The organism is Pantoea sp. OXWO6B1 (assembly GCF_001641135.1).
In the GTDB taxonomy this organism is placed as follows: Bacteria; Pseudomonadota; Gammaproteobacteria; order Enterobacterales; family Enterobacteriaceae; genus Pantoea; species Pantoea allii.
This window is the reverse complement of the sequence record NZ_LWLR01000001.1, coordinates 3,401,179-3,423,709: the sequence shown is the minus strand read 5'-3', so window position 1 is coordinate 3,423,709 and position 22,531 is coordinate 3,401,179. Positions and strand designations below refer to the sequence as shown.

Genomic DNA, 22,531 nt, shown 5'->3' with positions numbered 1-22,531 from the left:
TAATGTATTATAAAATCCTTATGGGAATAGTCTGCCTAAGAAGGAGGGAGTGAAAATAATAAAAAAGTCTTTTATTTTTAGCAGTAACTGTCAAAATTATTTAATTTTAACGATAGCCGCAAGGGGTGAGGCACCGCAGGTGCCGAATTAACCGGGCTGCACTACAATCTGTTTCGTTATTATGACCCGGACAGTGGCCGGTTTACCCAGCAGGACCCGATAGGGCTGGCTGGGGGGATTAACCTTTACCAGTACGCGCCGAATGCATTCACGTGGATTGACCCGCTTGAGTTGAGTAGGTTTTCAGTAGATAAAACACCAATAACACGAAATTCAGCCAGAAAACTATTTAGAAGTTGTGGCTTAAATAAGAAAGTTCAGCATAACACTATTAATAGTTTTAATGGCCAGGTTTATACATCCAGAGTAAAGCCTGGAGATGTATTCACTATTACAGAGCATACACCAAGTAGTGCCTCACAAGCATATGTCACAAGAAGAAGTGCAGGTGCTGCCCCAGCGGCAAGACATGCAAACTTGGCTTTGCCACCGAATAGCTCAGCAAATTATGAATATAAGGTTGCCCTAACAAGACCTCAAGTTTTTCTTGAAAGTAAAGTCGCGCCTCAGCTGTAATGAGGAGTAGAAAAAGTCGGTGATAAGTTGCAAATAGTGACTGACAGCTTTAGATATTCAGGAGCGACAGAATCATTATGAATTTAGAAGAACTTGGCAAAAAAATATGTGATATATTGGCTTCATCTGCTTATCTTGATGAAGCTAATGACATTGAAGATCTAATGATAAAAGTATTAATGTTGAATGAAAATGATCCTTTAAGAATGATGGCGATAGATAGTTTAATATCACGATGTCATCCTAAATGGCTTGGGGATTATTATGTTAACAATATTACTTATAAAGAATGGACCGATCTTATTACTGAATTTAAGAATAAGTTAAATAAAGAAAAATAAATTATAGCCGGAAGTGATCTCAGAATTTACAAATAGTGATTACAAAACCGTCATCACTACGGAAGGTGTTGTTTTATATAGAGTTTATGGAGGGAAGGCTGAGGCAGGTGGTTCATTCGTTTCTACAACAAGTGCAGGTAGTCGTATTCAAGCTAAGATTGATGCTGCATTGCTACCAGAATGGAAAAATACCAGACAATACGAAGCTACAATATTGGTACCTAAGGGGACTATATTACAGATTGGTGAGGTTGCACCTCAAGTAACAAAATCCGGTGCAATACTTGCTGGGAAAGCTGATCAAATAATCCTTCCTCGAGACTGGGATCAGAGTTGGATTTTAAACATTAGAAGAATTAATACTCCATAGGCTGTCTATATGAATAAGAATGAAGTTATAAAAATATTAAAAGATACACTGACTTTAATCAAAAGCGAAGCTTTAGTACATGGAAAAAATAAGCTTGATGACATCATTAAAAGATATGAATTAACAATTAAAAAGATAGAGGCTGACATCTTGGATCATAATGACATACACAATTCAGTAAAAGCTTATTTGGAAATTTATAATGATTACGATAATCATTTACTTTTTAAAATGTCAGATGCTGAGAAAGCAGTATCTACTTATCTTAAATTTTAGAAATTATCGATGATTTTAATGTAACCAATGATAGCTTAAAAACTATTAACTATATCAGATGCTTCTTAATAAGGTGGGGAGCTAGAAGATGTGGAGGATAGCACAGGTAACCGACTCGATCATTCTGTCGCCACATCATTTGATGCATAATCACTTTACAGTACTCAATACTAAATTGTTTGGGTAGCATCGAGATTAGAGAAACATATGGTATTCGGTTATGGGCTCTTGGACATCCCTGTTTTTATTAGTATGCGCCGAATGCGCTGGGATGGTTGAACTGTGGGGGCTGAGTAGGTGTAAAGGTGATTACAAATATGAAATGCTTAATAACCCCGGCCCTTTGGCAAAAATTAATGGGAATTCAGCTTCTGATTCTGTAGAAAAAGTACACATAGACCTAGCAGTAAAACCACAATGGATAGATAAAAATGGTATTTTGGCAGGCATCTTTCTAATTGAATCTGTATACAAGTTAGTTATTCCTAAAGGGACAACCATTTATAAAGGGCCTGTACGCTATCAAGGGGAGTTTATCTCGGTGGACAGAATATAAATCCAATATTTTTTGAGCAATCATGGCGACTAAGTGGGATTGAAGTGCTTGATAGTTGACCGTTGAGGTAATTATATGGATAGTAAAAATATATCCATTAATCTCTTGAATGAATTCGAAGAGTTGAAGAAAATTCTTATAAAAGAAAATGAAAAAAATTGGGCAAGAGGTATTTTAGCAATAATTGAAAAGATAGAGAGAGCATTGAGTAAGGACGAAGCATTGTCAAATGAATACTTAGAAGAAGCTTGTAATATATGGAAAATAATGGAGCAAGGTAATGGGGCTTTCTCTGATTTTTATATCTGGCGTGATGACCTCAAAGAGAGAAAGAAAGCTAATGATGAGTTGGTTTCTGTAAAGAATAATATATGGTTGATTGTTAATGAAAATAATCTTTAACTCGTTTACTTCCCCGGCGAGGTCTGCTCCTGGTGTCGGTGATAATTTTGGTGGCGGGATAGAAGTAATGGTTCAGGCATATGCTGTTGATATTCAGAGTTCCAGTATTTTTTAATTATGAAAAATGATATTTATACCGAAGCTAAAAAACTAGCTTCCTTAGTTAAAAAAGATGCAGTTTGTCGTTCTGATATTGCAGATGATATCATTGATGTTGTCGATTTCGGTGCCACTTCCGCTGAGATCCTTATGAAGTTGAAATATTATACTAGTCTTGTTTTATCTGATAAGGATAAACATAGTCGCGAATCAATTGACTTAGCATCTGCTATTCATTCTAAAATTTTGAAAAAAATCGTATGATAAATTTTTGATTCAGATGGGAAGGAGTTTCACTCTATCAATCTTTCTTCTAATTTTGCTGGTAAATAATACAATCTTTTAAGTTAATAATATTTATTCTTCCTTAAATTTTACCCCTTCAGTTGGAAAATCAATATAAGCAAGTTGCAATAGTAAGAGATTTGTTATGTTGGTTAGATAAGTTAGATAAGTTAGATAAGTTAGATAAGTTAGATAAGTTAGATAAGTCATAGAGTAATGCCCACTTCAAAGGTGAACCTGATGCGTTACACCTGACGCCTGAAAGTAAAAACCAGAGGCAAGTTTCCAATGATCATTGGGTTCCTGTAGGAAAAAATCCGGGGGGTGATTGAAGCGGTTATTGACCAAACATCACTGAGTGATGCAAATATTTATCCCTTTTTAAATAAACTTCTGCGAGATTTACTATGAGTGAATTGATATTTACAGGTTATGGTATCGATATAGTAAAGAAAAATGATGATTACTATATTCGATATGACGATGGTACTATTGCTATGTTTGAAAAAGAATCAAAAATAACTTTTGATGAGGCGTTAAAGGCTCAAAAAAGTGAAAGTGATGCTTATGAGGTCATTATTGCCACCCAATCCAGAGAAGGAAGGGGAAGGTCTCAATTCTGATTGGTGATAATTTAAAACGCTGCTAAATATTCCTGAAAAGAAAAAGTAAATAGTATGTCAGAAGGATTCTGTATTGTCCTGTCCGATACACACTAAAGCTGAAGCGTGTTTGATTTATTTCCAGCGGTGCTTCTCCGTTAAAGCAGTTTCCCTGTTACAGGATTGCTATTGTTGATCGCCTTTACATTTAATTTGCTGACATTCTGCAAACTTAACCTCCGCTCAGTCCACAGGTAGATGCGTTGAGTTTTTTGTTCCCTCAATCGTCATTATTGGCGCGATACTCACGGCCAGTTACCTGCTTGCGCGAGGCCAAACAGCCGGTGTGGCGGGGCTGGCTTACGTCTGTGCGATGTTGCTTATATCGACCGTTTTACTATTGAGCTACAGCGTTGTTACGGGTAGCCACTCGGGCCTGTGGCTGCTTCTGGCATTGGTTGCTTTGACTGGTGCTCGCTGGATACTTAACGGGCAGGCTTTCATCCTGTTTGCCATTTACTGCCGGACACAACGCCTCGCCAGCATTGCCCGACAGCATCGCATGAAATAAACCACATAGATCTTCATTACTCTTATCGCGGAACATCAATTCCGCAACACTCGTCATACCATCCACTTTTCTCTCAAACCTTCCGCCCGCTGCAGGAAATACATGACGATACTCCGTTTACCTATGTGTACAACGACAACCAGAGCTATGAGCCTCTTGCCCGTATTGATGTCATAGAAAGCCCGGCGATATTCTGGTTCTACTGCGCGGCTAACGGCACGCCGGAACTGCTGACCGCTGCTTAAGGGTATAAAACCTAGGCAGGTGTAAACAGTACCCGGGGCAAACTGCTGTGTGGGTCCAGTCAGCGAATTCCAGTGATAGGGCAGAATCTGCGTATGCAGGGTCAGTATTTGGACTGGGAAAGCGTACTACTTGGGGAGGGAATATGTAAGGGTTCCGTAAGTAACTATAGATCCAACACCTTTGAATTGAGCATTTGTTATTAAAATTTAAAGTCAGGAGTAGATGATGGGAAAAGCTATATTTAGTGGCTATGGGATGTTCATCACACAAGACGATGGGAAATATTATATCAATTATGACGCTGGTGGGATTGCAAATAAAGATGTTAAATATGAGATAAGCAAAGAAGAATTTAACAAAGCAAAATTAAGCGGGCAAGACGCTTATGAGGTGATAATACTCACTCAAGTTAGGAATAAAACAAACTGTTAATAGCGGCATGATTAATTTCGCTTGGTTATCGCTTGGAGCTATAGCGGCGTCAGTGCGGCTATTGGCATGGAGAGCCTGAATGAATTTTAACAAAGATAATGGAAATGTAAATTTTGGGAATGGATTGGTTCTTTCTTCCACTTTAGCTAAACAAGAGCTATTTCTAATTAATGGTTTATTTTGGGAGGCATGGCCTGACAATGGTGATGATACCGTAAATTATCGAGCCGTTTTTAATACAAAAAACAATAGGCAAGATGATATTTACCTGATCGTATTTTTATCTCATCAAGGTGATGTGAATGCCACAGTAGTAAGTTGGTGCTTTGCACCTGATAAACTATTGATGGGAGAGCAAAATAAACCAGAGGGTAAAGTTACGCGAAAATTAAGAGAGTGGTTTGAAGTGCAATCTGGTTGTAATCTTCCAGTCTATGGCGCGTGGGGACACATTGATGCAGTATATGACCCACATAACAGAACAGGTATGATTAGCTGTAATTATCGCTCAGGCTTTAAAGATGAAAAGTCATGGAACGATTATTGCAAATGGAATAAATTAAAAATTTAAGATTGGTAATTTGAAAATTGTGATGTGGTTTTTTTTATCGAGTAGCCACCTTCAGTCATTTTTTTAGCACTCGCATCATTGCTGCTCCCGGTAACGTGCCGCGCACCGGGCACTATATTGTGGGAACCATTCAATCGTTGGCGGTATTTTAATGCAATTTTTACCATGGCTTGTCGGGCGTAATATCGCTGAATTACTGCAGCATGGTCGCGAAATAGATCAGGTAATCGCACGACAGGATAAGTCCATACTAGCCCGTTCCACTCCAGAGCTTGAACGTTATTTCAAACAGCCTTCCGGGTCGCTTCCCAGGCAAAACGGCTTCCCGGTTGCAATAGTTCTGATGCTGTTGCTGGTCGCCTTTGCATTTAATTTGCTGACATTTCTGCACGCGTTACCTCCGCTCAGCCCACAGGTACATGCGTTGAGTTTTTTTGTTCCCTCAATCGTCATTATTGGCGCGATACTCACGGCCAGTTACCTGCTTGCACGAGGCCAAACAGCCGGTGTGGCGGGGCTGGCTTACGTCTGTGCGATGTTGCTTATATCGACCGTTTTACTATTGAGCTACAGCGTTGTTACGGCTAGCCACCCGGGCCTGTGGCTGCTTCTGGCATTGGTTGCTTTGGCTGGTGCTCGCTGGATACTTAACGGGCAGGCTTTCATCCTGTTTGCCATTTACTGCCGGACACAACGCCTTGCCAGCGTTGCCAGGCAGCGTCGCATGAAATAGCCCGCAGGTTGGTCTGTGGTATCCTCTTTGCAGACCAACTCATTCCCCCGTTCCGTCCACATCCCCTTTTTATCCTCGCGTTGAATCACACTCAACACGATAACGCTGTCTTCCGTCTTCTAAAATCCACCACACATCTCCAAATATATCCCTTCCTGTCACCCTAAATAGATTCCGACCTTACTTACTTCTGTTAAACCTTCCCTTATCAAATCAAGTGATCTGACGCTCATAATGCTTTTTTATTTAGACAACGCTCCCATTTCTGGCCCGCTCTGCCGCAGACATCTTCCGCACCTTAGCGGAAACCGCTTGTGTTTACATACCTTAGGTTTCCGTTAGGCTTTTCATCAAGGTACGGAACAATCCGGCAAGAGGGAAACCATGCTTATTGATCGCGAAAGCATATTCTTAAATAAAGCATTTACCAGTAAAGACGAAATATTCGATTTTATCGCTTCACATGCGGTTGCTCAGGGATGGGCGATGAGCGTGGAGGAAATAAAAACCGACCTCTGGCTGCGAGAACAGGAATATTCCACAGGCTTTGAGAGTCAAATCGCCATGCCTCATGCCAAAACGGAAAACGTAATAAAGGCCGGCGTGATTTTTATTCGTCTGAATGACGCAATTGAATGGCAAAGTCTGGATGGAGAACCCATCAAAATAATCTTCGCACTGTTGGTGCCAAAATCGGGTGCCAGTATTCTGCATCTAAAAATCATCAACGCGCTCGCAAGTCAGATTGTCGATGACGATTTCAGGCAAGCGTTGTTTACGATCGAAAATAAGGATGCCCTGCATCAGTTTATGATGCAACGAATCCAGTTTAAGGAGGAAGCATGAATATTGTAGGCGTCACGTCCTGTATTGCTGGCTTAGCGCATACACCGATGGCAGCGAAATCGCTGGAAAAAGCGGGGCGCAAGTTGGGACATCAGGTGCATATCGAACAGCAAGGGGCGATGGGGATGATCGATAAATTAACCCCGGAACATATTGCTGAAGCGGACTTTGTGTTGATTGCCGCCGATCGCTCGATTGAAGAAGAAGAGCGCTTCGCCGGTAAGACCGTAATCAGGGTGAAAATCAGCCAGTGCGTCGGACATGCAGCCGAGGTCATTACAAAATGCGTGGCGGCTGTCGAGGCGCGCCGTAACCCGTGATATTGGTGACAAAATGAAAAAAACTATGGTCAATATCAAAAACCATTTAATGACCGGTATCTCTTTTGCGCTGCCTGTCATTATTGCCGGATCGTTAGTGGTCGCGGTGGCCAAAATTATCGGTATCCTGCTTGGCGAACCTAATCTGGACAGCTTCGCTCACAGTAGCGGCCTGGAGAAATGGCTGTATCTTGCCCAGGATATCGGATTTAAAATTATTGGCTTAATGAATTATGTCTTAGGTGCCTATGTCGCCTATTCCATTGCAGGTAAAAAAGGTCTGGCTCCGGGTTTTGCGGCGGGTCTGATTGCCTCTGTCACCGGCTCAGGTTTTTTGGGCGCCGTACTGGGCGGCTTGCTGGCAGGCTACTCCGCGGAATGGGTATCCCGGAAGATCCGCATCACTGGTTCTGCCGCCTCGTCCGTGCCCCTTATCATCTTGCCGTTTATTACTGTTGGGCTGCAGGTTGTGGTGATGCTGTTGCTGCTGGGCGATGTCCTGTCCTGGCTTAACAGTTCGCTGATGGCCTGGGTCCAGCGTATGACCGAAGACGGCACCAATACGGTGGTGCTGGCTGCGGTACTGGGTGGGATGATCTGTTTTGACCTGGGGGGGCCGGTAAATAAAGCCGCATGGGGAACGGCAAATGTGCTGTTTATGAGTGGCGTGTATTTACCGGCCATTTTAGTGAATGTCGCCATTATTATTCCCCCCTTAGGCTACGCCGCTGCACGATTCCTCCGTCCCGGTAATTTCAGTGAGACTTTAAAAGAAGCCGGAAATGGCTCGGTCATTATGGGCATTTTAGGTATTTCGGAAGGGGCGATTCCGTTTACCTTAAAAAATCCGGCGCGATTAATTCCGTTAAACATACTGGCGGGGGCCATGGGCTCAATGACCGTGGCGCTGTTTAAAGCCTATCCCATTATGCCGCCACTGGGTGGATTGTATGGTGGCTTTACCGTGGGGAATGCATGGGCTTACTTTCTCGGCGCATTGGTCGGGACTCTGATTATAGCCATAGGTGCAAATTTCTTAGTGGATTTTAATGAGTCGGAAATCATCAACGAAAATATCAATAACGCCTCCGATGATATTGAAATTAAATTTGACTAAAAATTTATTTTAGTAAGGTTAATAACATGAAGAAACGCATGGTTCATCTGTATACGCATACTCACTGGGACCAGGAGTGGTATTTTACCTCATCACGTTCGCGTATTTATTTGTTTAACCATATCAAAAACCTTATCCAGGTGCTGGAGGGTAATCCAGACTTTCCCTGTTATTTACTTGATGCGCAAAGTTCACTTATCGAAAGCTATCTTCAGTGGGCTCCTGAGGATCGAGCCAGACTCACGAAACTGATCGCCGATGAGCGTTTGCTGACCGGCCCCTGGTTTACCCAAACAGATCAGTTGGTGATTCATCAGGAGTCTGTTGTCAGGAATTTGTTTTACGGTATGGAAGTGGCTCAAAGGCATGGCAACGTAATGAAGCTGGGCTATGTCCCTGACTGCTTTGGGCAGGGCGGCAATATGCCGCAACTCTATCGCCAGTTCGGTCTCAATCACGCTTTGTTCTGGCGCGGCATCGCCGATAATACGCTGCACGAAACAGAATTTTTCTGGCAGGGTGATAATGGTGACCGGGTTTTTGCCCTGCAAATGCCATGGGGATACCACTATGGTGGCCTGCTGGATGAAACGCCTGAAACCATGAAAGCCTTTCTTGATGAGAAGATGGCGGCTATAGAAGCGCGCAGTCATCGCCAGCACCTGCTGTTTCCTCATGGCTTCGACCAGGCTCCCGTGCGCCGCAACTTGCCAGAATTAGTTGAGCAGTTTAATGCCCGTGATGATAGCCGCCATTATCAAATCAGTAACCCGCTGACATTTATCAAGGCGCTGGAGCAGGAGGTGGGTACCGACGCGCGGACATTAGAAGGTGAACTCACCGAAGCCAAACATTCACGGGTACATAAAACGATCTTTTCCTGCCGTGCTGACCTGAAGCTACTCAACAATGAGACTGAAGCGCTGCTGGTTAACACGCTTGAGCCCATACTGGCCATCAGCCAGAGCCTTGGGCATGATTATCCAAAGCATATTGTTGCCGACATCTGGAAACGCATGTTTTATAACGCGGCGCATGACAGCATCGGCGGATGTAACAGCGATGATACCAATCAGGATGTCTTCTTCCGCTATAAAGAAGCTAAAGGGCTGGCGCAGAATTTACTGGAGTTACATACAAGGCTTATCACAGAGCGCATTCCGCGCCATCATGATTTTACCTTTACCGTGTTTAATCCTCTGCCGTGGCAGGTAGCTCCGCAAATAACTTTCGAGGCCTGGTTGCCCGGGTTGCCTTTTACCTTACGTGACAACAACGGTGAGGCTATTCCCTGCGTTATTGAGCAGCAGCAGGACCTCACTCAGTATGTACTTAACCAGAGTATCCGTTTAGATCCGGGCAAGCCCTGGCACAAACCCGAAAAAGTCTATCGCACGCGACTGACCGCCAAAAGTCCTGGCTTACCCGCGCTGGGCTATTGCCGTTGGTATATGGATTTTGCTGAAGACGGGGCCACTAAGCCTGATACCAGCAACCAGACCAGTATCGAAAATGACTATTACCACATCCAGGTAGAAGCAAATGGCTTGCTGACGATTACCGATAAGCTGAGTGGGAAAGGCTATAAGCGGCAGATGCTGTTTGTGGAAAATGGTGACGATGGCGATTCTTATAATTATTCCCCGCCGCGCGCTGACTGGATCATTACCTCCGAAAACAGCATGACGGCAGTACAACGTCAGAAAAGTGCGATCAGCCAAAGTCTGTTGCTTACGTATGCCCTTAAGGTGCCGGGTGATCTGACCGAAAGGGCGGCAAGAGTGACATCTGCAACGCTCAATTTGTCCGTAAACATCAGGTTGCAGGACGACGATCTCATCCGGTTTACCCTGGATGTTGATAACAATGGTCTGAGCCACCGCCTTTGTGTGCACTTTGCCACGGATATCTGTGCCAACGTGTCATGTGCCGATCAATTGTTCGGCGTCGTAACCCGGCCTGTGCAGTTAACTAATGCGCTTCACCTGTGGGAAGAAGAACGCTGGCAGGAAAAGCCGATCTCGATTGAACCGATGCAAAGCTATGTCAATGTGCATGACGAGCAGCACGGCTTTACGCTGCACACCAACGGCGTTCGTGAATACGAAATCGTAGGGGATGATTTCAATACGCTCTCGCTGACGCTGTTCCGCACGTTTGGCTTTATGGGTAAAGAAAATTTGCTTTATCGGCCGGGCCGCGCGTCCGGTGAAAGTATCGTAGAAACGCCTGATGCCCAGTTGTTGAAAACCTTGTCATTTGCGTTTGGCTGGCGAACTTACCGCGGCACATTCGATGAGGCCCAACATGCCCGCGTGTCGAAAACCTGGCTGACCGAGTTTCCCGTTTATCAGGACAGCGACTTCCTGAACGGACGACTGCGTTTTTGTTGGAATGATGAGAAACGCGATTATCCCGAAACCTACAGTGCGCTGAATCTGCCCGCGACGTTCAGGGATGCGCTGGTCAGTGCGGTGAAATGTGCGGAAGACCACAGCGGAATCATTGTCAGATTTTATAATCCCCATCTCGAAACCGACGTCGTCATTCCATCACTCCCGAATGCACACTTCGTGATGCTGGATGAGGTGACGCCCATGCCGACGCGCCTGATGCTCAGGCCAAATGATGTGCAGACGGTGCAGATTAAACGGATATAACCATGAGACTGTTCACCAGCAAACGGGTCAGGGACATCTTCATGACACTCGCGCAGGGCGATATCACCCAGTCCGCTCTGGCAAAAGAGATGAAGGTGTCGACAAGGACCATCCGTACTGACCTCAAAGAAGTGGGTGATATTGTCAGGCAGTCTGGTAACCGTCTTATCTATACGCGCAAAAAGGGCTTCTCTTTACAGATTAGCGATCCCGATGCCTTGCATCTGTTACTGCATCAGTGCCAACAACCCTGGAAAGAAACACGTTCGGGTGCGGAGCGTCGCGCGGCCATGCTGGAGGCACTGCTGTCTGATGAGCAGGGCGTGATGCTTGCTGAGCTGGAAGCCGAATGGTTTATCAGTATTTACAGTCTCAGAAATGATATGGCTTTGCTGAAGCGTCACGTTTCTCTCTATCAGTTGCGTATCGTGTCGGAGGGCGATGACATCTTTAAGCTTAAAGGCAGCGAAATTGCCTTTCGGCGCTGTATATACGACCACCAACTGCGGCTCACGCAGGCCACTGACGGCGGTAATAATACCGACCTGGTCAGGGCTTATCCAGACTGTAGAAACGTGTTAAGTCGCTTTCTTAGCGATAAAAAGCTCGAAATAAGCGACGCGAACCTGCATTTTTTAAGTCTGATCATCGCTATTGCCCAGGAGAGAATGGCGCGAGGGAAATGGCTACTGGATTTTGAATTTTGTGATGCCGAGCCTGGTTGGAAGATGCTTGCTGAAGCCTTACTTCAGTCATTATGGATTAACCCAGCCGTGCCGTTTCCGCAAAGTGAAATAGATTTCACGGCCATGAACCTTATTGCCTTTTGTACCACCACCTCCAGCCACGATTGGGTCCCTGAGGCGTATTCTGTTGAACGCACAATCATGAATCACTTTTTGAGCTACGTGAGTACATCGTGGTTTATTAACGTGAATTACGACGCGCTGTCACAGGCTACGCTGTTAAGCCATATCAGAGCCATGCGCGTTCGCGTCAACAACGCGATTACGATTGTTAACCCGCTACTCGAACAAATAAAGTGCCACTATCCGTTAATGTATGAATTAACGCTCAGTGCATTCAGCGAATTAGATCAGTTTTTCACGGCTACCATCAGTGCCGATGAAATCGGTTATCTGGTGATGCATATTGGTGCGATTCTGGAAGAAAGTATCTGCCATCAGAGTGGTCAAGGGATGCGGGCGCTGGTGGTCAGCGATCAGGGAATGGCATCGACGAGGGTTGTCTGTCAAAAAATCATGAGCCTGTATCCGGGTTTGCACATCGTCAGGCAGATCTCTGTTGAGCAATATAGTCTGATGTCTCACGTTGAAGAAGATATTGTTATCAGTCTGGTCAATATCGTTGAAAAGAATAAACGTATTATTCTATTGCCACCGTTTCCGGAAAGATGGCAGCTTGAGAATATAAAATATTATCTGGTGTCTGAAACACAACCTGTTAATGCGATGCTTAATTATTTCTCAGCTGACAACTTTTTTGTCCTCAATGCGGGGGATTATACTAAGTCATCGTTAATCACCTTTCTTTGCGACAGATTAAACGCGCAGGCGCGGGTGAATGATCATTTCCTGGCGTCTGTATTAGATCGGGAAATGCGTGCATCCACGCTGCTGGATGACAAAATCGCCATTCCTCATCCTTTAGCGCCCATTGCGTTAAGTACCCTGGTCTCCGTTGCCATTTTTCCCGATGGCATTGAATGGGATACCGGCAAACGGGTAAAGCTGGTTTTCATGTTGGCCATCAGTGAAGACCACTTCATTGACAGTATGTTGATATATGATTTCCTCACCAATATTCTGCATGACGATATTATAGAAAACATAAGTCAGTGTAATAACTATAACGAATTTATTACGACCTCAAAAAAATACTTCCCTTAAAGGTTTTATTCACTCAGGGTTATTTAGCATAAGGAGTTGGCTATGAAATACCGTCATTATTTCTGGGGGTTGGTTTTTGTCTCTTCAGCATCCTTTTCCGCGATGACATTTGATACAGAACAAGGTGCGCTTACACTCTATGGCGATGTTGAGTTTAATCTCGATGGTGCAAGCAGAACGGGCCAGATTACCTCATTAAAAACCAGTGCTGATAAAAACTGGAAGGCAGGAGAGGCGGAACGCTGGGATATCAATGGCCGAATTTTAATCGGGCTGGATGGTTACCGTAGCATGGCGGATAAATCCTTTGCAGGCTTTAGCGTGCAACCGCTGGCTGACCTGTCAGGCGGGCTTGAGTTAGACGATGCCGCCTTTTTCTTCGGTCAGGAAAAAGACTGGAAGGTGAAAGTGGGTCGTTACGAAGCCTTTGATATGTTCCCGCTTAACCAGGACACGCTTATCGAGTATTCCGGCAATACCGCTAACGATCTCTATGAAGATGGCTATGGCTATATCTACATGATGAAAGAGGCGCGTGGCCGAGGATCGGCGGGTGCCATCCAGCTGAGCAAAACAATCGGGCGTTTTTATTTTGAATTAAATACCATGGCGAATGACGGAACCAAATTGTTTCAAAATGGTGAATACCATGGCAATACGCTTGAGCATAAAAAGAATGTGATCTATCTGCGTCCGGTTATCGCCTGGAACGGTAACGATGTAACGGCGGCGGTCGCCATGGAAAGCAATGTGGTGAGCAATGCGTATGGTTATACGGACCAAAATGGTCAGTTTCAGGATCAGTCCAGGCGCAACGGTTACGGTGCAACGCTAAGCTGGAATGGCCAGCGCGCCAACCCGGATAATGGCGCAGTCATCAATCTAAGCACGGCGTATATGGACGCGAAGAAAGAGCAAAACTTCAGTGCGGGTCTGAATGGCTTATGGCGTGATATTCAACTCGGCTATATCTATGCGCGCAACGATGTTAAAGAATTTACGCTCCAGCATCTCCCTACAGCCAGCCTGAGCGACTTCATTTTAGGGAAGTATGACATTCACACCGTTCACTCCTCGTACCGTTTTCGCAATGTAATGAATATGCAAAATTTCGATATCTATCTGGGCGCTTACTGGTCTCAGGTTCATGCCGATAACCATAACGGAAATAAAGATCGTTACGGCACCCGAGTCAGGTTCAAATATCACTTCTGATTACCGGCTGATGCTCTCTGTACTGGCCCTGAAGCGTCATACAGAGAGCGGTCCTGCTGGCCGTGACATCTGTAACAGAACAGGAGACAGTCACCTTAAAAAAATTTTTTTCATCCTCTTGAAATTCCCCGAAACGATCCTATAAATTTCTCTGAGCAACGGGGAAGGTCCCCACGCAGATGAGCTTTTGAATGAACCATTAATTCAGGAGGTTATCACTATGGCATTACGTAATTTCCCTGTATTTCCTTCTGTCGCGGATTCCGCATTCTCTGACCGGTTTAACCGTATCGATCGGCTTTTCAGCCAGTTGACCGGTGATGCGCCCGTGTCGGTTTCACCCTCTTATGACCTCAGACAAACTGACAATGAGCACTATGAGCTCACCGTCAGCGTACCCGGCTGGAAAGAAAGCGAGCTGGAGATCGAGGTGGCGGGCGGTCGCCTGACGGTTACCGGCCAGAAAGAGGAGGTGACGGATAACGAGGCGGACAAAGAAGGTCAGAACAGCGGCTGGTTGCATCGGGGCATCAGTCGTTCAGACTTCCGTCTGAGCTACAGCGTGCCTGAACATATGAAAGTGACCACTGCCCGGCTGCAGGACGGATTGCTGCGGGTCGGTTTGCATCATGAGGTGCCAGAAAGCGAGAAACCTCGCCGCATTCCGATTGAACACCGCACCTCCGAGGCAATTGAACATCAGGCTTAATGGCAGTTTGACCCGACGGCGGGGAGCGTGAACAGCGCTCTCCGCACTATGTTATCAAGCGGATAATCAGGAGGCTGTTATGAGAGTCATCAGCGTGCCCGAAGATCGTAGCCTGTATCCTAAACTGGTCGGCGAGACCGTCATGGCTGCCAAACTGCAGCTGGGCAGGACCCGCTTGTCGGTGAATTACAATAAAGTGCCAGGCGGAATTCTGCCTGTGCTGGTGGTGGATTTTTACAATGAGAAGGGCAAGCTCTACACCCTGCGTTATAACCTGCCACCGGATACCCCAGAGCGTACCGATCGCCGGGTATCGTTGCTGATGCGCTTGATTGAGAAAGAGGCCAACGAGGAAAAGCTGGCTGAGGCGGTTTAACCGCTTGTCCCTACAGTGAAATCGAGGAGATAGGTTATGTTGAATACATTGATGCTACATAGCTCTCTGGGTGCTGGCATGTTAGCCATTACCGCCAGCCTGTTTCAAAACCGATTTAAATAGTCTGTTCTGTCGTTCGTTATCCCCACCTTTTGGTGCCGCTCAGTCGGCACCTTTTTTCATTTCGCCAGAATGCTTGTTTTTTCAAAACCCAATAGTTATGTTATAACATAACAAATAGCAGATAGGTTAACATAATGCGGCCTGAGACGTTACGTCCTACGGAGTCGATACTGCGGGTGAACATTGGGGCGCTGTACAAACCCGATGGCGGTTGCCTGCTCAATGACATTACCTTCAGCCTCCGGGCAGGGGAGCGCCTGGCCATTATCGGGCCGAACGGCAGTGGTAAAACCTCATTGCTGCGGGCGATAAGCCGCGAGCTGGCGCTACAGCAGGCCGAGATTGCACTCAACGGGCGCTGCCTGAAAACATTTACCCGGCAGGACTTAGCGACATGTGTTGCCGTTATGGCGCAGAACGACGTGCCTGATCTGCGGTTGTCGGTTGAAGATTACGTTGCACTTGGACGCCTTCCTCATGCCCGCACCTGTCCGCATTCTGTAAACCAGCGCATTGTCAGCGAGGCGATAGCGGAAACGGGGCTGCTGGGGTTACGGCGACGTTCGTTACATGCGCTATCGGGGGGAGAACGGCAAAGAGCCATCTTGGCGCGCGTTCTGGCCCAAAAGCCACAGCTGATATTGCTGGATGAGCCGACCAATCACCTTGATCCCCTGGGACGACATGCGCTGCTGACGTTAATCAAAAACAAAGGGATCACGGCCGTTGCGGTGTTGCACGATCTGTCACTGATTGACGGCTTTGCAGACCGCGTGCTGATTCTGTCGCAGGGCGAGCAGGTGGTCTTTGATACGCCAGCCCGAGCCTTGTCATCCCGTTATCTCCGGCCGGTGTTCGGGTTAAACAGTTTTACCGTACCGCATCCCGCTAACGGAAAACATTTACGCATTTTCGAGGTGCCAGACTGTGCCTGAAACGTTGTTAGCACTTTGTCTTGCCGTCGGGCTGGCGAGCATTCCTGTCGGGCACGCTCTTGCCGCCGATTTCCCTGTCACTATTCAGAGCTGCGGCCAGCCGGTCACGTTTAATTCACCGCCAAAACGGGCAGTGATTAACGACCTCAATATGTCGGAAATGGCCTTTGCGCTTCATGTGCAGGATCGTATCGTCGGGCTGACAGGCATCAGTGGCTGGTACAAAATGACGCCTGAATTTAAGCAGGCGATGGGAGCCATTCCTGAGCTGGCACCTAAATATCCGTCTCTTGAAACGCTGGTGGCGGTAAATCCCGACTTCTTTTTTGCCGGCTGGAATTACGGCATGAAAGTAGGGGGCGACGTGACGCCTGCGTCGTTAAGCCAGTACGGCATTAAGACACTGGTATTAAGTGAAAGCTGTGTTTTTACCCAAAAAGACAAGCATCAGGCCAGCATGGATCTGCTTTATAACGATGAGCTGACGTTAGGTAAAATCTTCGGCAAACAGGCCGAGGCGCAGGCCCTGGTGGAGGGCTGGAAGCAACGCCTCAGGCAGATTCCTCAACGGCCCAGCACGGCCCGGCCAGTAAAGGTGTTTGTTTATGACTCCGGCGAGGATAAGCCGTTTACCAGTGGAAAATATGCCATGCCAACGGCCATTATTGCAGCCGCTGGCGCGACCAATGCGATGGGCGGTCTGGATATCAGCTGGGGCACCACATCATGGGAAAGCGTGGCTGCAACGGAACCTGATTTTATTATTCTGTTGGATTATCAGACCGGCGGCGGGGCAGATGCGCTACGGCGTTTCCTGGAACATCATCCGCTGATGAAACTCACGCCAGCCGTACAACATCATCGTTATCTGAAGTTGCAGTATGCCGAGCTGACGCCAGGGCCCGCCAATATCACAGCCGTAGAAAAACTGGCGCATGCCCTGTATTCCGGAACCGCGCCGTGAGTGCGGTGTCTCACCGTTATACCTGGGTCATGTGCGGTTGCGTCCTTCTGCTGGCAGGGCTCCTGCTCATCAGCATTGCTACAGGCACGGTCGCGTTATCATTAAAGCAGGTATTGGGCGCGCTGGCGCTACTCCCTGCGCCCCCGTCTGAAATGGTCAACCGTATCGTGATTGACCTTCGGCTGCCGCGCACCTTGCTGGCGGCGTTAACCGGTGCTGGGCTGGCAATGGTCGGGGCACTGCTGCAAACCACCACCCGCAACGATCTGGCCGATCCCTTCCTCTTTGGTCTGTCTTCCGGCGCCTCGGCAGGGGCGGTGCTGGTCATCACCCGTTTCGGTGACAGGTTGGGGGAACTGACTTTGCCGGTTGCGGCCTTTGCGGGCGGGCTCTGTTCTGCGGCGGCGGTTATGTTGCTGTTCCACTTTAAAAAACGGCGTAGCGCAGAGCACCTGATCATCTGTGGGCTGGCTGTCTCTTTTTTGTTTGGTGCGCTCACCAGCTATTTTATTTTCTCTGGCGATCAGCGAGCAGCCAGTTCGGTCATGTTCTGGTCGCTGGGCGGTCTGGGGCTGGCCAGCTGGCAAAATCTGCCCGTTGCGCTCACCGGCGTGGCGCTGCTGAGTGGCTTCGTTCTGCTACGACACCGTTCTCTGGACGGCCTGCTGGCGGGGGAGCAAACGGCTCTCTCGTTGGGGATTAACGTCAGTCGTGTGCGCATCGAAACTTTTCTCTGCTGTGCACTGACGACCTCAATGCTGGTGGCCCTGACCGGGGTAATTGGTTTTGTCGGCCTGATGGTGCCGCATCTGTGTCGCTCTGTTGCCGGGGTAAAACACCGTCTGCTGTTGCCGCTGTGTGGCCTGGGCGGTGCGGTTTTGCTGTGCGCTGGCGATATCGCCAGCCGTACGCTGCTGGCACCCCAGGAGTTGCCGATCGGGATTATTACGGCAGGCATCGGTGGTGTTTTTGTGATTCTGCTGCTGACCCGCGCCTCGCGTGCATGATGCTGAGCGAGGCCAGCACAGCTCAGAAAGCACGAATGCTAACAACTTGTCACTAAGTAGTATTATTTCACTATACGCGCGCATTCCTGCGCCGCTCACCCGGTCTTTTTCCCTTTGCAGCGCCTGGTTTTTGCCGCTCACCCCAGGAAATGCAAGCTTCTGCCGCGAATGTAATAGCCTCTCACACTTCTTAGTATCTAAGTAACATATTGGACATTGTCTTATTTACTTTAACTGTTCATCAGGCTATTTCTACGCTACAACGACAAACGCACCAACGAAGCCCGGCGTGGCTTTCGTCTGACGTTAGGGTCTGGTTTATGCTTAATCGTATTACTGTTCAGTTACCTGTTGAAGGCCTGCTGTTCTGGAAGCTCTCCGGACGAGAGGCGCTGTCCGAATCCTTTACGCTGAATTTGCAGGTATTGGGCACGGATGCGCGCATCGAACGGAGCGCGCTGCTGGGCAAATCCGCCACCCTGATTATCCCAACGCAAACTCTGGCGCGCCCGCGCTATCTCAACGGCAAGATCACCCGGGTTGCCGTCAGCGCGGTGGAGTTATCCGGTACGCGCTATGCGGTTTATCAGCTCACGCTTGAGCCCGACCTGTGGCCAATGAAACGTGATCGCAACCTGCGCATTTTTCAGGAACAGACGGTTCCACAGATTGTGCAGACGTTATTCGGCGAGTATCAGGTTAATGTGGAAAATAACCTGACAGGCAGTTACCGCAACTGGGATTACTGCGTTCAGTATCAGGAAAGCAGTTTTGATTTCATCAGCCGCCTGATGGAGCTGGAAGGCATCGCCTGGCACGTTCGCCATGAGGCTGACAAGCACACGATCGTGCTCACCGATGCCGTTGCACAATACAAGCCCTTTAGCGGCTACGAATTTATTCCCTACCATCAAACGCCCTCGGGCGGCACAACCAGCGAAGAGGGCATCAGCCAGTGGGCATTGACGGACAGCGTAACGCCGGGGTTGTACAGTCTGGACGACTACGATTTCCGTAAGCCCAACGCCTGGCTTTTCCAGGCGCGACAAAACCCGCAGTCACCCTCTCCTGGCACCATCGATGTCTATGACTGGCCGGGCCGTTTTGTTGAACACGGTCATGGCGAGTTTTATGCACGCATCCGTCAGGAGCGCTGGCAGGTGGAGCATCAGCAAACTCAGGGCACCGCCACCGCCATGGGCATTGTGCCAGGCAGCACCTTTCAACTCACCAATGCCGCCTTCTTCAGCGATGCCGGAGAGTACCTGGTTACCGGTGCCGAATACGAGTTCGAAGAGAATCGCTACGCCAGCGGCCCCGACAGCGCAACCATCCATCGCACGACCTTCTCGGTGATTCCGGCAAGCGTGGTGTTTCGTCCAGAGCAGAAAACGCCCTGGCCGCGCACCGGCGGGCCCCAGACGGCGAAGGTGGTCGGGCCGAAGGGCGAAAGCATCTGGACCGACCGCTACGGTCGGGTCAAAGTGAAGTTTCACTGGGATCGGCTGGCTAAAGGGGATGATACGAGTTCCTGCTGGGTGCGCGTGTCAAGCGCCTGGGCGGGCCAGGGGTTCGGTGGCGTTCAGATTCCGCGCGTGGGCGATGAGGTGGTGGTCGACTTTATCAATGGTGACCCTGACCGTCCGATTATTACCGGGCGCGTCTATAACGAAGCCAGCATGCCGCCATGGGCGCTGCCGGCTGCGGCAACCCAAATGGGCTTTATGAGCCGCTCTAAAGACGGCTCGCCAGACAATGCCAATGCGCTGCGTTTTGAGGATAAACCGGGTCAGGAGCAGCTGTGGCTGCACGCCGAACGCAACATGGACACCGAAGTTGAAAACGACGAAACCCATGATGTCGGCAGCAACCGGACCAAAACCGTAGGCAAAGACGAAACCAGTCATATCAAACAGAACCGCACGCGCACGGTAGACGGCAACGAGACCGTAACTGTCGGCCAGGATCGCAGTAAAACGATCAACGGCAATGAAACCACGACGATCCAGCAAAATCGCACAGAAACGGTAAAGGGCAACGAAACCCTGAGCGTGGATCAAAATCGCGATGAAACCATTACCGGCAATCACACGACGACGGTGAAAAGTAACAACACCGGCACGGTGGAAGGGAAACAAACGCTGACGGTGATTCAGGACCGAACCCGCACGGTTCAGGGCAATGAAAAGGTCAGCGTGCAGCAAAACCGCGCAGTGCAGGTCACAGGAAATCAGACGCTCGACGTGACGGGCAATCGCCACGTCACCGTGAACAGCAATGAGGTGCGCACGATTGCGCAAAAGCAAGACGTGACGATCGGCGCAGGCCGCACGCTTAGTATTACCGGCGGTGATACGCGCTTTACCCAGGGCAGCGTTGCGGACAGCGCAACAGACACGTTCCATATTAATGTGGGCGAGAGCGGGATTTTAATCAGTAATGGCAGCGTGCAAATCACTGCTGGCGGATCGACCATTACCATTAATGCCGCAGGCGTGATGGTGAATGGTAAAAAAATTGAGCTGAATGCCTGACAGGGATGTGACATGAGTGCTGCAAAGAACCCAACCGAACGCGTGATGAGTGAGCTGGAGCTGAGCTGGCTCACCGCCAGTGAGAACCGTGACGCGCGTCTGTTTATCTGGCGCGTACCGGCTTCAGGCGAGTCGCTTCTTGACGCCTTTCTTGCCCTGCAACAGCATCCCGAAGGACGTTCAGTCCCTGACCTGTTTCTGAGCCTGACGACCGCCTTTGAAACAGGCTATGGCTACAGCGAGGCGCTGGCACGGGAGTTTATTGAGCACTACGAAGCCACGCCCGATGTGGCCGACTGGAACAGCGATGCGCTACAACCCTGCTATTCTGCGGCGCAGTTACGGCTGTTGTTGCAGGACTTCGCCCGTCATTTTCCCGACGATTTACGTTATCTGATGCTGGTGCTAAAACCCGCCGCCGTCAGCGACGAGCGCGCCATGATGCGCTGGCTCGAAAGCTGGCGGCAGGACGCCGAGCCCGCACCGCGTTTGCTGCTGATCGATACCACCGAGCAGCCCCTGTGGCAGTCGCTGTACGAGGCCCATCCTGAACACGTACAACTGATTGTCGATGATGTCGACGGCATGAAGGTGATGCATCAGACCGCCCAGCAGCAAAGTGATACCGATTCCGATCGTTTGCTGCTGCGTCGTTACCTGGCGGATGCCATGTTGCTACTGGAGAAAGGCAGCGCCGCCCAGGTGGCCGCCCGGGGCAACCTGGCTCTGGCCGTCGCGCAGCGGCGCGGCTGGCACGATCAGCAGGCGATGTTGCACAACCTGATTGCAGGCGGCTGGCTTAAAGGCAAAGACCACAGCAAAGCGGTCGGACATTACCGTGAGGCACAAAACGTCTCCAGCGCCATCGACGATCCCGCTGTAAAAGGCCAGCTTCGTACCCAAAGTACCTTTGGTGAAGCCGGAGCATGGTTCGCCAACAAAGCCTATTTGCAGGCCGCAAAAGTCTATCGTCAGGCCGCGCTGGAAGCCCAGACGATTCCGCATCCGGTTTTTTCCCTTGAAGGCTGGCGCATGTCGGGGTTTTGTCTGTGGCTGTCAGGTCATCATGCCGCCGCGATGGAAGCGTACGGCAAAGCCGTGCAGGCGGCAGGCGGCATCCCGCTGGCGGAGCGCGGGGAAACCACACTGCCGCTGGTTTTCCAGGATTTGTTGCGCATGCACGATAAGCGCCGTACTGAGGCCATCGAAGCCTGTGCCACGCGCTGGCAGAATGATAAACAGCGGCTGATCCAGCAGGCAGAGGCGGGCTTACCTTGCCCACCCAACACCGAATCGGTGAGGAAAACAGAAAGCCGTCTGCAACTGCAGCTTGAGGCCACCTTCCTGTTGATCCGCGAGGAAAGAGAAACGCTTATTCGTAACGGTGACGACAGTTTTCGTCGCGTTATCCAACTGGCACGGGAGCAGTTGCATCCCCAGTGGAACGGCCTGCCGGATATCGCCCATCCTTTTGATGCACCTCCAGGCGAATGGCAAAGCCTGCCAGCGTGGGGAAGTGCAAATCCATCATCACCTGAAAATGCAGGGAGCAACGCAGTATGAAAAACCGCATCATTCTTATCGTCGTCGTAACGGTACTCGCACTGCTGTTCCTGAGCCTTTCCGACAGCGGTCTGGCGACCGAGGTCCGAACCTTTTTACGCGCGCTGCTGCGTGCCATCTTCTGAGGCATAA

25 protein-coding genes and 2 pseudogenes are annotated in these 22,531 nt (G+C 48.8%); 26 read left to right on the top strand and 1 reads right to left on the bottom strand.

Annotated features, from left to right (window positions below):
* Nucleotides 1-150: 150 nt before the first annotated feature.
* From A6A26_RS26070 to A6A26_RS18135, 8 genes and pseudogenes are all read left to right on the top strand, one after another.
* Nucleotides 151-636: pseudogene (locus tag A6A26_RS26070) on the top strand (RHS repeat-associated core domain-containing protein); the annotation flags it as partial.
* 77 nt (nt 637-713) lie between these two features.
* Nucleotides 714-977 (top strand): hypothetical protein, encoded by a 264-nt coding sequence (locus A6A26_RS18160; protein ID WP_063880032.1) that lies wholly within the window; start codon nt 714-716, stop codon nt 975-977.
* A 13-nt stretch (nt 978-990) separates the two neighbouring features.
* Nucleotides 991-1,347: a hypothetical protein gene (locus tag A6A26_RS26065; protein WP_253851901.1), complete on the top strand. Its 357-nt coding sequence runs from the start codon at nt 991-993 to the stop codon at nt 1,345-1,347.
* Between the two features lie 9 nt (nt 1,348-1,356).
* Nucleotides 1,357-1,623, top strand: a complete 267-nt coding sequence (locus tag A6A26_RS18155) for a hypothetical protein (RefSeq protein WP_063880031.1) — start codon at nt 1,357-1,359, stop codon at nt 1,621-1,623.
* A 271-nt stretch (nt 1,624-1,894) separates the two neighbouring features.
* Nucleotides 1,895-2,179 carry a hypothetical protein gene (locus tag A6A26_RS18150; RefSeq protein WP_253851900.1) on the top strand — a complete coding sequence of 95 codons (285 nt, stop codon included), beginning with the start codon at nt 1,895-1,897 and terminating at the stop codon, nt 2,177-2,179.
* Between the two features lie 75 nt (nt 2,180-2,254).
* Complete coding sequence (locus A6A26_RS18145; RefSeq protein WP_063880029.1) at nt 2,255-2,581, top strand: hypothetical protein; 327 nt, start codon at nt 2,255-2,257, stop codon at nt 2,579-2,581.
* 117 nt (nt 2,582-2,698) lie between these two features.
* Nucleotides 2,699-2,944, top strand: a complete 246-nt coding sequence (locus A6A26_RS18140; RefSeq protein WP_063880028.1) for a hypothetical protein — start codon at nt 2,699-2,701, stop codon at nt 2,942-2,944.
* A gap of 428 nt (nt 2,945-3,372) precedes the next feature.
* Nucleotides 3,373-3,588 (top strand): hypothetical protein, encoded by a 216-nt coding sequence (locus A6A26_RS18135; RefSeq protein ID WP_063880027.1) that lies wholly within the window; start codon nt 3,373-3,375, stop codon nt 3,586-3,588.
* Nucleotides 3,589-3,964: 376 nt separating this feature from the next.
* Here the strand turns inward: A6A26_RS18135 and A6A26_RS25575 are convergent, their stop codons facing one another.
* Entirely contained in the window at nt 3,965-4,195 is a 231-nt protein-coding gene (locus A6A26_RS25575) for a hypothetical protein (protein WP_063880026.1), read from the bottom strand.
* Nucleotides 4,196-4,218: 23 nt separating this feature from the next.
* On the opposite strand from A6A26_RS25575, the pseudogene A6A26_RS26325 reads away from it, so the two are divergent.
* From A6A26_RS26325 to A6A26_RS26180, 18 genes and pseudogenes are all read left to right on the top strand, one after another.
* Nucleotides 4,219-4,512, top strand: a pseudogene (locus tag A6A26_RS26325) (hypothetical protein); the annotation flags it as partial.
* Nucleotides 4,513-4,609: 97 nt separating this feature from the next.
* Nucleotides 4,610-4,816 carry a hypothetical protein gene (locus tag A6A26_RS18125; RefSeq protein WP_063880025.1) on the top strand — a complete coding sequence of 69 codons (207 nt, stop codon included), beginning with the start codon at nt 4,610-4,612 and terminating at the stop codon, nt 4,814-4,816.
* Nucleotides 4,817-4,895: 79 nt separating this feature from the next.
* The gene (locus tag A6A26_RS18120) at nt 4,896-5,387 is read left to right on the top strand and encodes a hypothetical protein (RefSeq protein WP_063880024.1); all 492 of its coding nucleotides are present in this window, start codon (nt 4,896-4,898) and stop codon (nt 5,385-5,387) included.
* Nucleotides 5,388-5,538: 151 nt separating this feature from the next.
* Nucleotides 5,539-6,120, top strand: coding sequence for a hypothetical protein (locus A6A26_RS18115; protein WP_063880023.1), 582 nt, complete (start codon nt 5,539-5,541; stop codon nt 6,118-6,120).
* Between the two features lie 384 nt (nt 6,121-6,504).
* A complete protein-coding gene (locus A6A26_RS18110; RefSeq protein ID WP_063880022.1) occupies nt 6,505-6,966 on the top strand; it encodes a PTS sugar transporter subunit IIA in 462 nt (153 codons plus the stop codon).
* Entirely contained in the window at nt 6,963-7,286 is a 324-nt protein-coding gene (locus A6A26_RS18105; protein ID WP_063880021.1) for a PTS fructose transporter subunit IIB, read from the top strand. The genes A6A26_RS18110 and A6A26_RS18105 overlap by 4 nt, the downstream gene beginning before the upstream one ends.
* A gap of 13 nt (nt 7,287-7,299) precedes the next feature.
* Entirely contained in the window at nt 7,300-8,403 is a 1,104-nt protein-coding gene (locus A6A26_RS18100; protein WP_063880020.1) for a PTS fructose transporter subunit IIC, read from the top strand.
* Between the two features lie 26 nt (nt 8,404-8,429).
* Nucleotides 8,430-11,063 carry a mannosylglycerate hydrolase gene (gene mngB / locus A6A26_RS18095; RefSeq protein ID WP_063880019.1) on the top strand — a complete coding sequence of 878 codons (2,634 nt, stop codon included), beginning with the start codon at nt 8,430-8,432 and terminating at the stop codon, nt 11,061-11,063.
* Nucleotides 11,064-11,065: 2 nt separating this feature from the next.
* Complete coding sequence (locus A6A26_RS18090) at nt 11,066-12,973, top strand: BglG family transcription antiterminator (protein WP_063880018.1); 1,908 nt, start codon at nt 11,066-11,068, stop codon at nt 12,971-12,973.
* A 42-nt stretch (nt 12,974-13,015) separates the two neighbouring features.
* Nucleotides 13,016-14,188 carry a carbohydrate porin gene (locus tag A6A26_RS18085; RefSeq protein ID WP_063880017.1) on the top strand — a complete coding sequence of 391 codons (1,173 nt, stop codon included), beginning with the start codon at nt 13,016-13,018 and terminating at the stop codon, nt 14,186-14,188.
* Nucleotides 14,189-14,408: 220 nt separating this feature from the next.
* Nucleotides 14,409-14,897, top strand: coding sequence for an Hsp20 family protein (locus A6A26_RS18080; protein ID WP_063880016.1), 489 nt, complete (start codon nt 14,409-14,411; stop codon nt 14,895-14,897).
* Between the two features lie 79 nt (nt 14,898-14,976).
* Nucleotides 14,977-15,273, top strand: coding sequence for a hypothetical protein (locus A6A26_RS18075; RefSeq protein WP_013026217.1), 297 nt, complete (start codon nt 14,977-14,979; stop codon nt 15,271-15,273).
* 257 nt (nt 15,274-15,530) lie between these two features.
* Nucleotides 15,531-16,331 (top strand): ABC transporter ATP-binding protein, encoded by an 801-nt coding sequence (locus A6A26_RS18070; protein ID WP_063880015.1) that lies wholly within the window; start codon nt 15,531-15,533, stop codon nt 16,329-16,331.
* A 31-nt stretch (nt 16,332-16,362) separates the two neighbouring features.
* The gene (locus A6A26_RS18065; protein ID WP_371560350.1) at nt 16,363-17,295 is read left to right on the top strand and encodes an ABC transporter substrate-binding protein; all 933 of its coding nucleotides are present in this window, start codon (nt 16,363-16,365) and stop codon (nt 17,293-17,295) included.
* A 29-nt stretch (nt 17,296-17,324) separates the two neighbouring features.
* On the top strand, nt 17,325-18,302 hold the full coding sequence (locus A6A26_RS18060; protein WP_257469695.1) for a FecCD family ABC transporter permease: 978 nt from the start codon (nt 17,325-17,327) through the stop codon (nt 18,300-18,302).
* A 320-nt stretch (nt 18,303-18,622) separates the two neighbouring features.
* A complete protein-coding gene (locus A6A26_RS18055) occupies nt 18,623-20,836 on the top strand; it encodes a type VI secretion system Vgr family protein (protein ID WP_063880012.1) in 2,214 nt (737 codons plus the stop codon).
* A gap of 12 nt (nt 20,837-20,848) precedes the next feature.
* On the top strand, nt 20,849-22,399 hold the full coding sequence (locus A6A26_RS18050) for a hypothetical protein (RefSeq protein ID WP_063880011.1): 1,551 nt from the start codon (nt 20,849-20,851) through the stop codon (nt 22,397-22,399).
* Nucleotides 22,396-22,524: a hypothetical protein gene (locus tag A6A26_RS26180; protein ID WP_096010432.1), complete on the top strand. Its 129-nt coding sequence runs from the start codon at nt 22,396-22,398 to the stop codon at nt 22,522-22,524. The genes A6A26_RS18050 and A6A26_RS26180 overlap by 4 nt, the downstream gene beginning before the upstream one ends.
* Nucleotides 22,525-22,531 lie beyond the last annotated feature (7 nt).

What these genes read in the sequence shown, in the direction of transcription:
- A6A26_RS18150 (WP_253851900.1), top strand. Translation starts at nt 1,895, where the DNA reads ATGGTTGAACTGTGGGGGCTGAGTAGGTGTAAAGGTGATTACAAATAT.
- A6A26_RS18125 (WP_063880025.1), top strand. Translation starts at nt 4,610, where the DNA reads ATGGGAAAAGCTATATTTAGTGGCTATGGGATGTTCATCACACAAGAC.
- A6A26_RS18135 (WP_063880027.1), top strand. Translation starts at nt 3,373, where the DNA reads ATGAGTGAATTGATATTTACAGGTTATGGTATCGATATAGTAAAGAAA.
- mngB (WP_063880019.1), top strand. Translation starts at nt 8,430, where the DNA reads ATGAAGAAACGCATGGTTCATCTGTATACGCATACTCACTGGGACCAG.
- A6A26_RS18075 (WP_013026217.1), top strand. Translation starts at nt 14,977, where the DNA reads ATGAGAGTCATCAGCGTGCCCGAAGATCGTAGCCTGTATCCTAAACTG.
- A6A26_RS18055 (WP_063880012.1), top strand. Translation starts at nt 18,623, where the DNA reads ATGCTTAATCGTATTACTGTTCAGTTACCTGTTGAAGGCCTGCTGTTC.
- A6A26_RS18100 (WP_063880020.1), top strand. Translation starts at nt 7,300, where the DNA reads ATGAAAAAAACTATGGTCAATATCAAAAACCATTTAATGACCGGTATC.
- A6A26_RS18145 (WP_063880029.1), top strand. Translation starts at nt 2,255, where the DNA reads ATGGATAGTAAAAATATATCCATTAATCTCTTGAATGAATTCGAAGAG.
- A6A26_RS18070 (WP_063880015.1), top strand. Translation starts at nt 15,531, where the DNA reads ATGCGGCCTGAGACGTTACGTCCTACGGAGTCGATACTGCGGGTGAAC.
- A6A26_RS25575 (WP_063880026.1), bottom strand. Translation starts at nt 4,195, where the DNA reads ATGACGAGTGTTGCGGAATTGATGTTCCGCGATAAGAGTAATGAAGAT.
- A6A26_RS18140 (WP_063880028.1), top strand. Translation starts at nt 2,699, where the DNA reads ATGAAAAATGATATTTATACCGAAGCTAAAAAACTAGCTTCCTTAGTT.
- A6A26_RS18110 (WP_063880022.1), top strand. Translation starts at nt 6,505, where the DNA reads ATGCTTATTGATCGCGAAAGCATATTCTTAAATAAAGCATTTACCAGT.
- A6A26_RS18105 (WP_063880021.1), top strand. Translation starts at nt 6,963, where the DNA reads ATGAATATTGTAGGCGTCACGTCCTGTATTGCTGGCTTAGCGCATACA.
- A6A26_RS18120 (WP_063880024.1), top strand. Translation starts at nt 4,896, where the DNA reads ATGAATTTTAACAAAGATAATGGAAATGTAAATTTTGGGAATGGATTG.
- A6A26_RS18115 (WP_063880023.1), top strand. Translation starts at nt 5,539, where the DNA reads ATGCAATTTTTACCATGGCTTGTCGGGCGTAATATCGCTGAATTACTG.
- A6A26_RS18090 (WP_063880018.1), top strand. Translation starts at nt 11,066, where the DNA reads ATGAGACTGTTCACCAGCAAACGGGTCAGGGACATCTTCATGACACTC.
- A6A26_RS18155 (WP_063880031.1), top strand. Translation starts at nt 1,357, where the DNA reads ATGAATAAGAATGAAGTTATAAAAATATTAAAAGATACACTGACTTTA.
- A6A26_RS26180 (WP_096010432.1), top strand. Translation starts at nt 22,396, where the DNA reads ATGAAAAACCGCATCATTCTTATCGTCGTCGTAACGGTACTCGCACTG.
- A6A26_RS18080 (WP_063880016.1), top strand. Translation starts at nt 14,409, where the DNA reads ATGGCATTACGTAATTTCCCTGTATTTCCTTCTGTCGCGGATTCCGCA.
- A6A26_RS18085 (WP_063880017.1), top strand. Translation starts at nt 13,016, where the DNA reads ATGAAATACCGTCATTATTTCTGGGGGTTGGTTTTTGTCTCTTCAGCA.
- A6A26_RS18060 (WP_257469695.1), top strand. Translation starts at nt 17,325, where the DNA reads ATGTGCGGTTGCGTCCTTCTGCTGGCAGGGCTCCTGCTCATCAGCATT.
- A6A26_RS18050 (WP_063880011.1), top strand. Translation starts at nt 20,849, where the DNA reads ATGAGTGCTGCAAAGAACCCAACCGAACGCGTGATGAGTGAGCTGGAG.
- A6A26_RS18160 (WP_063880032.1), top strand. Translation starts at nt 714, where the DNA reads ATGAATTTAGAAGAACTTGGCAAAAAAATATGTGATATATTGGCTTCA.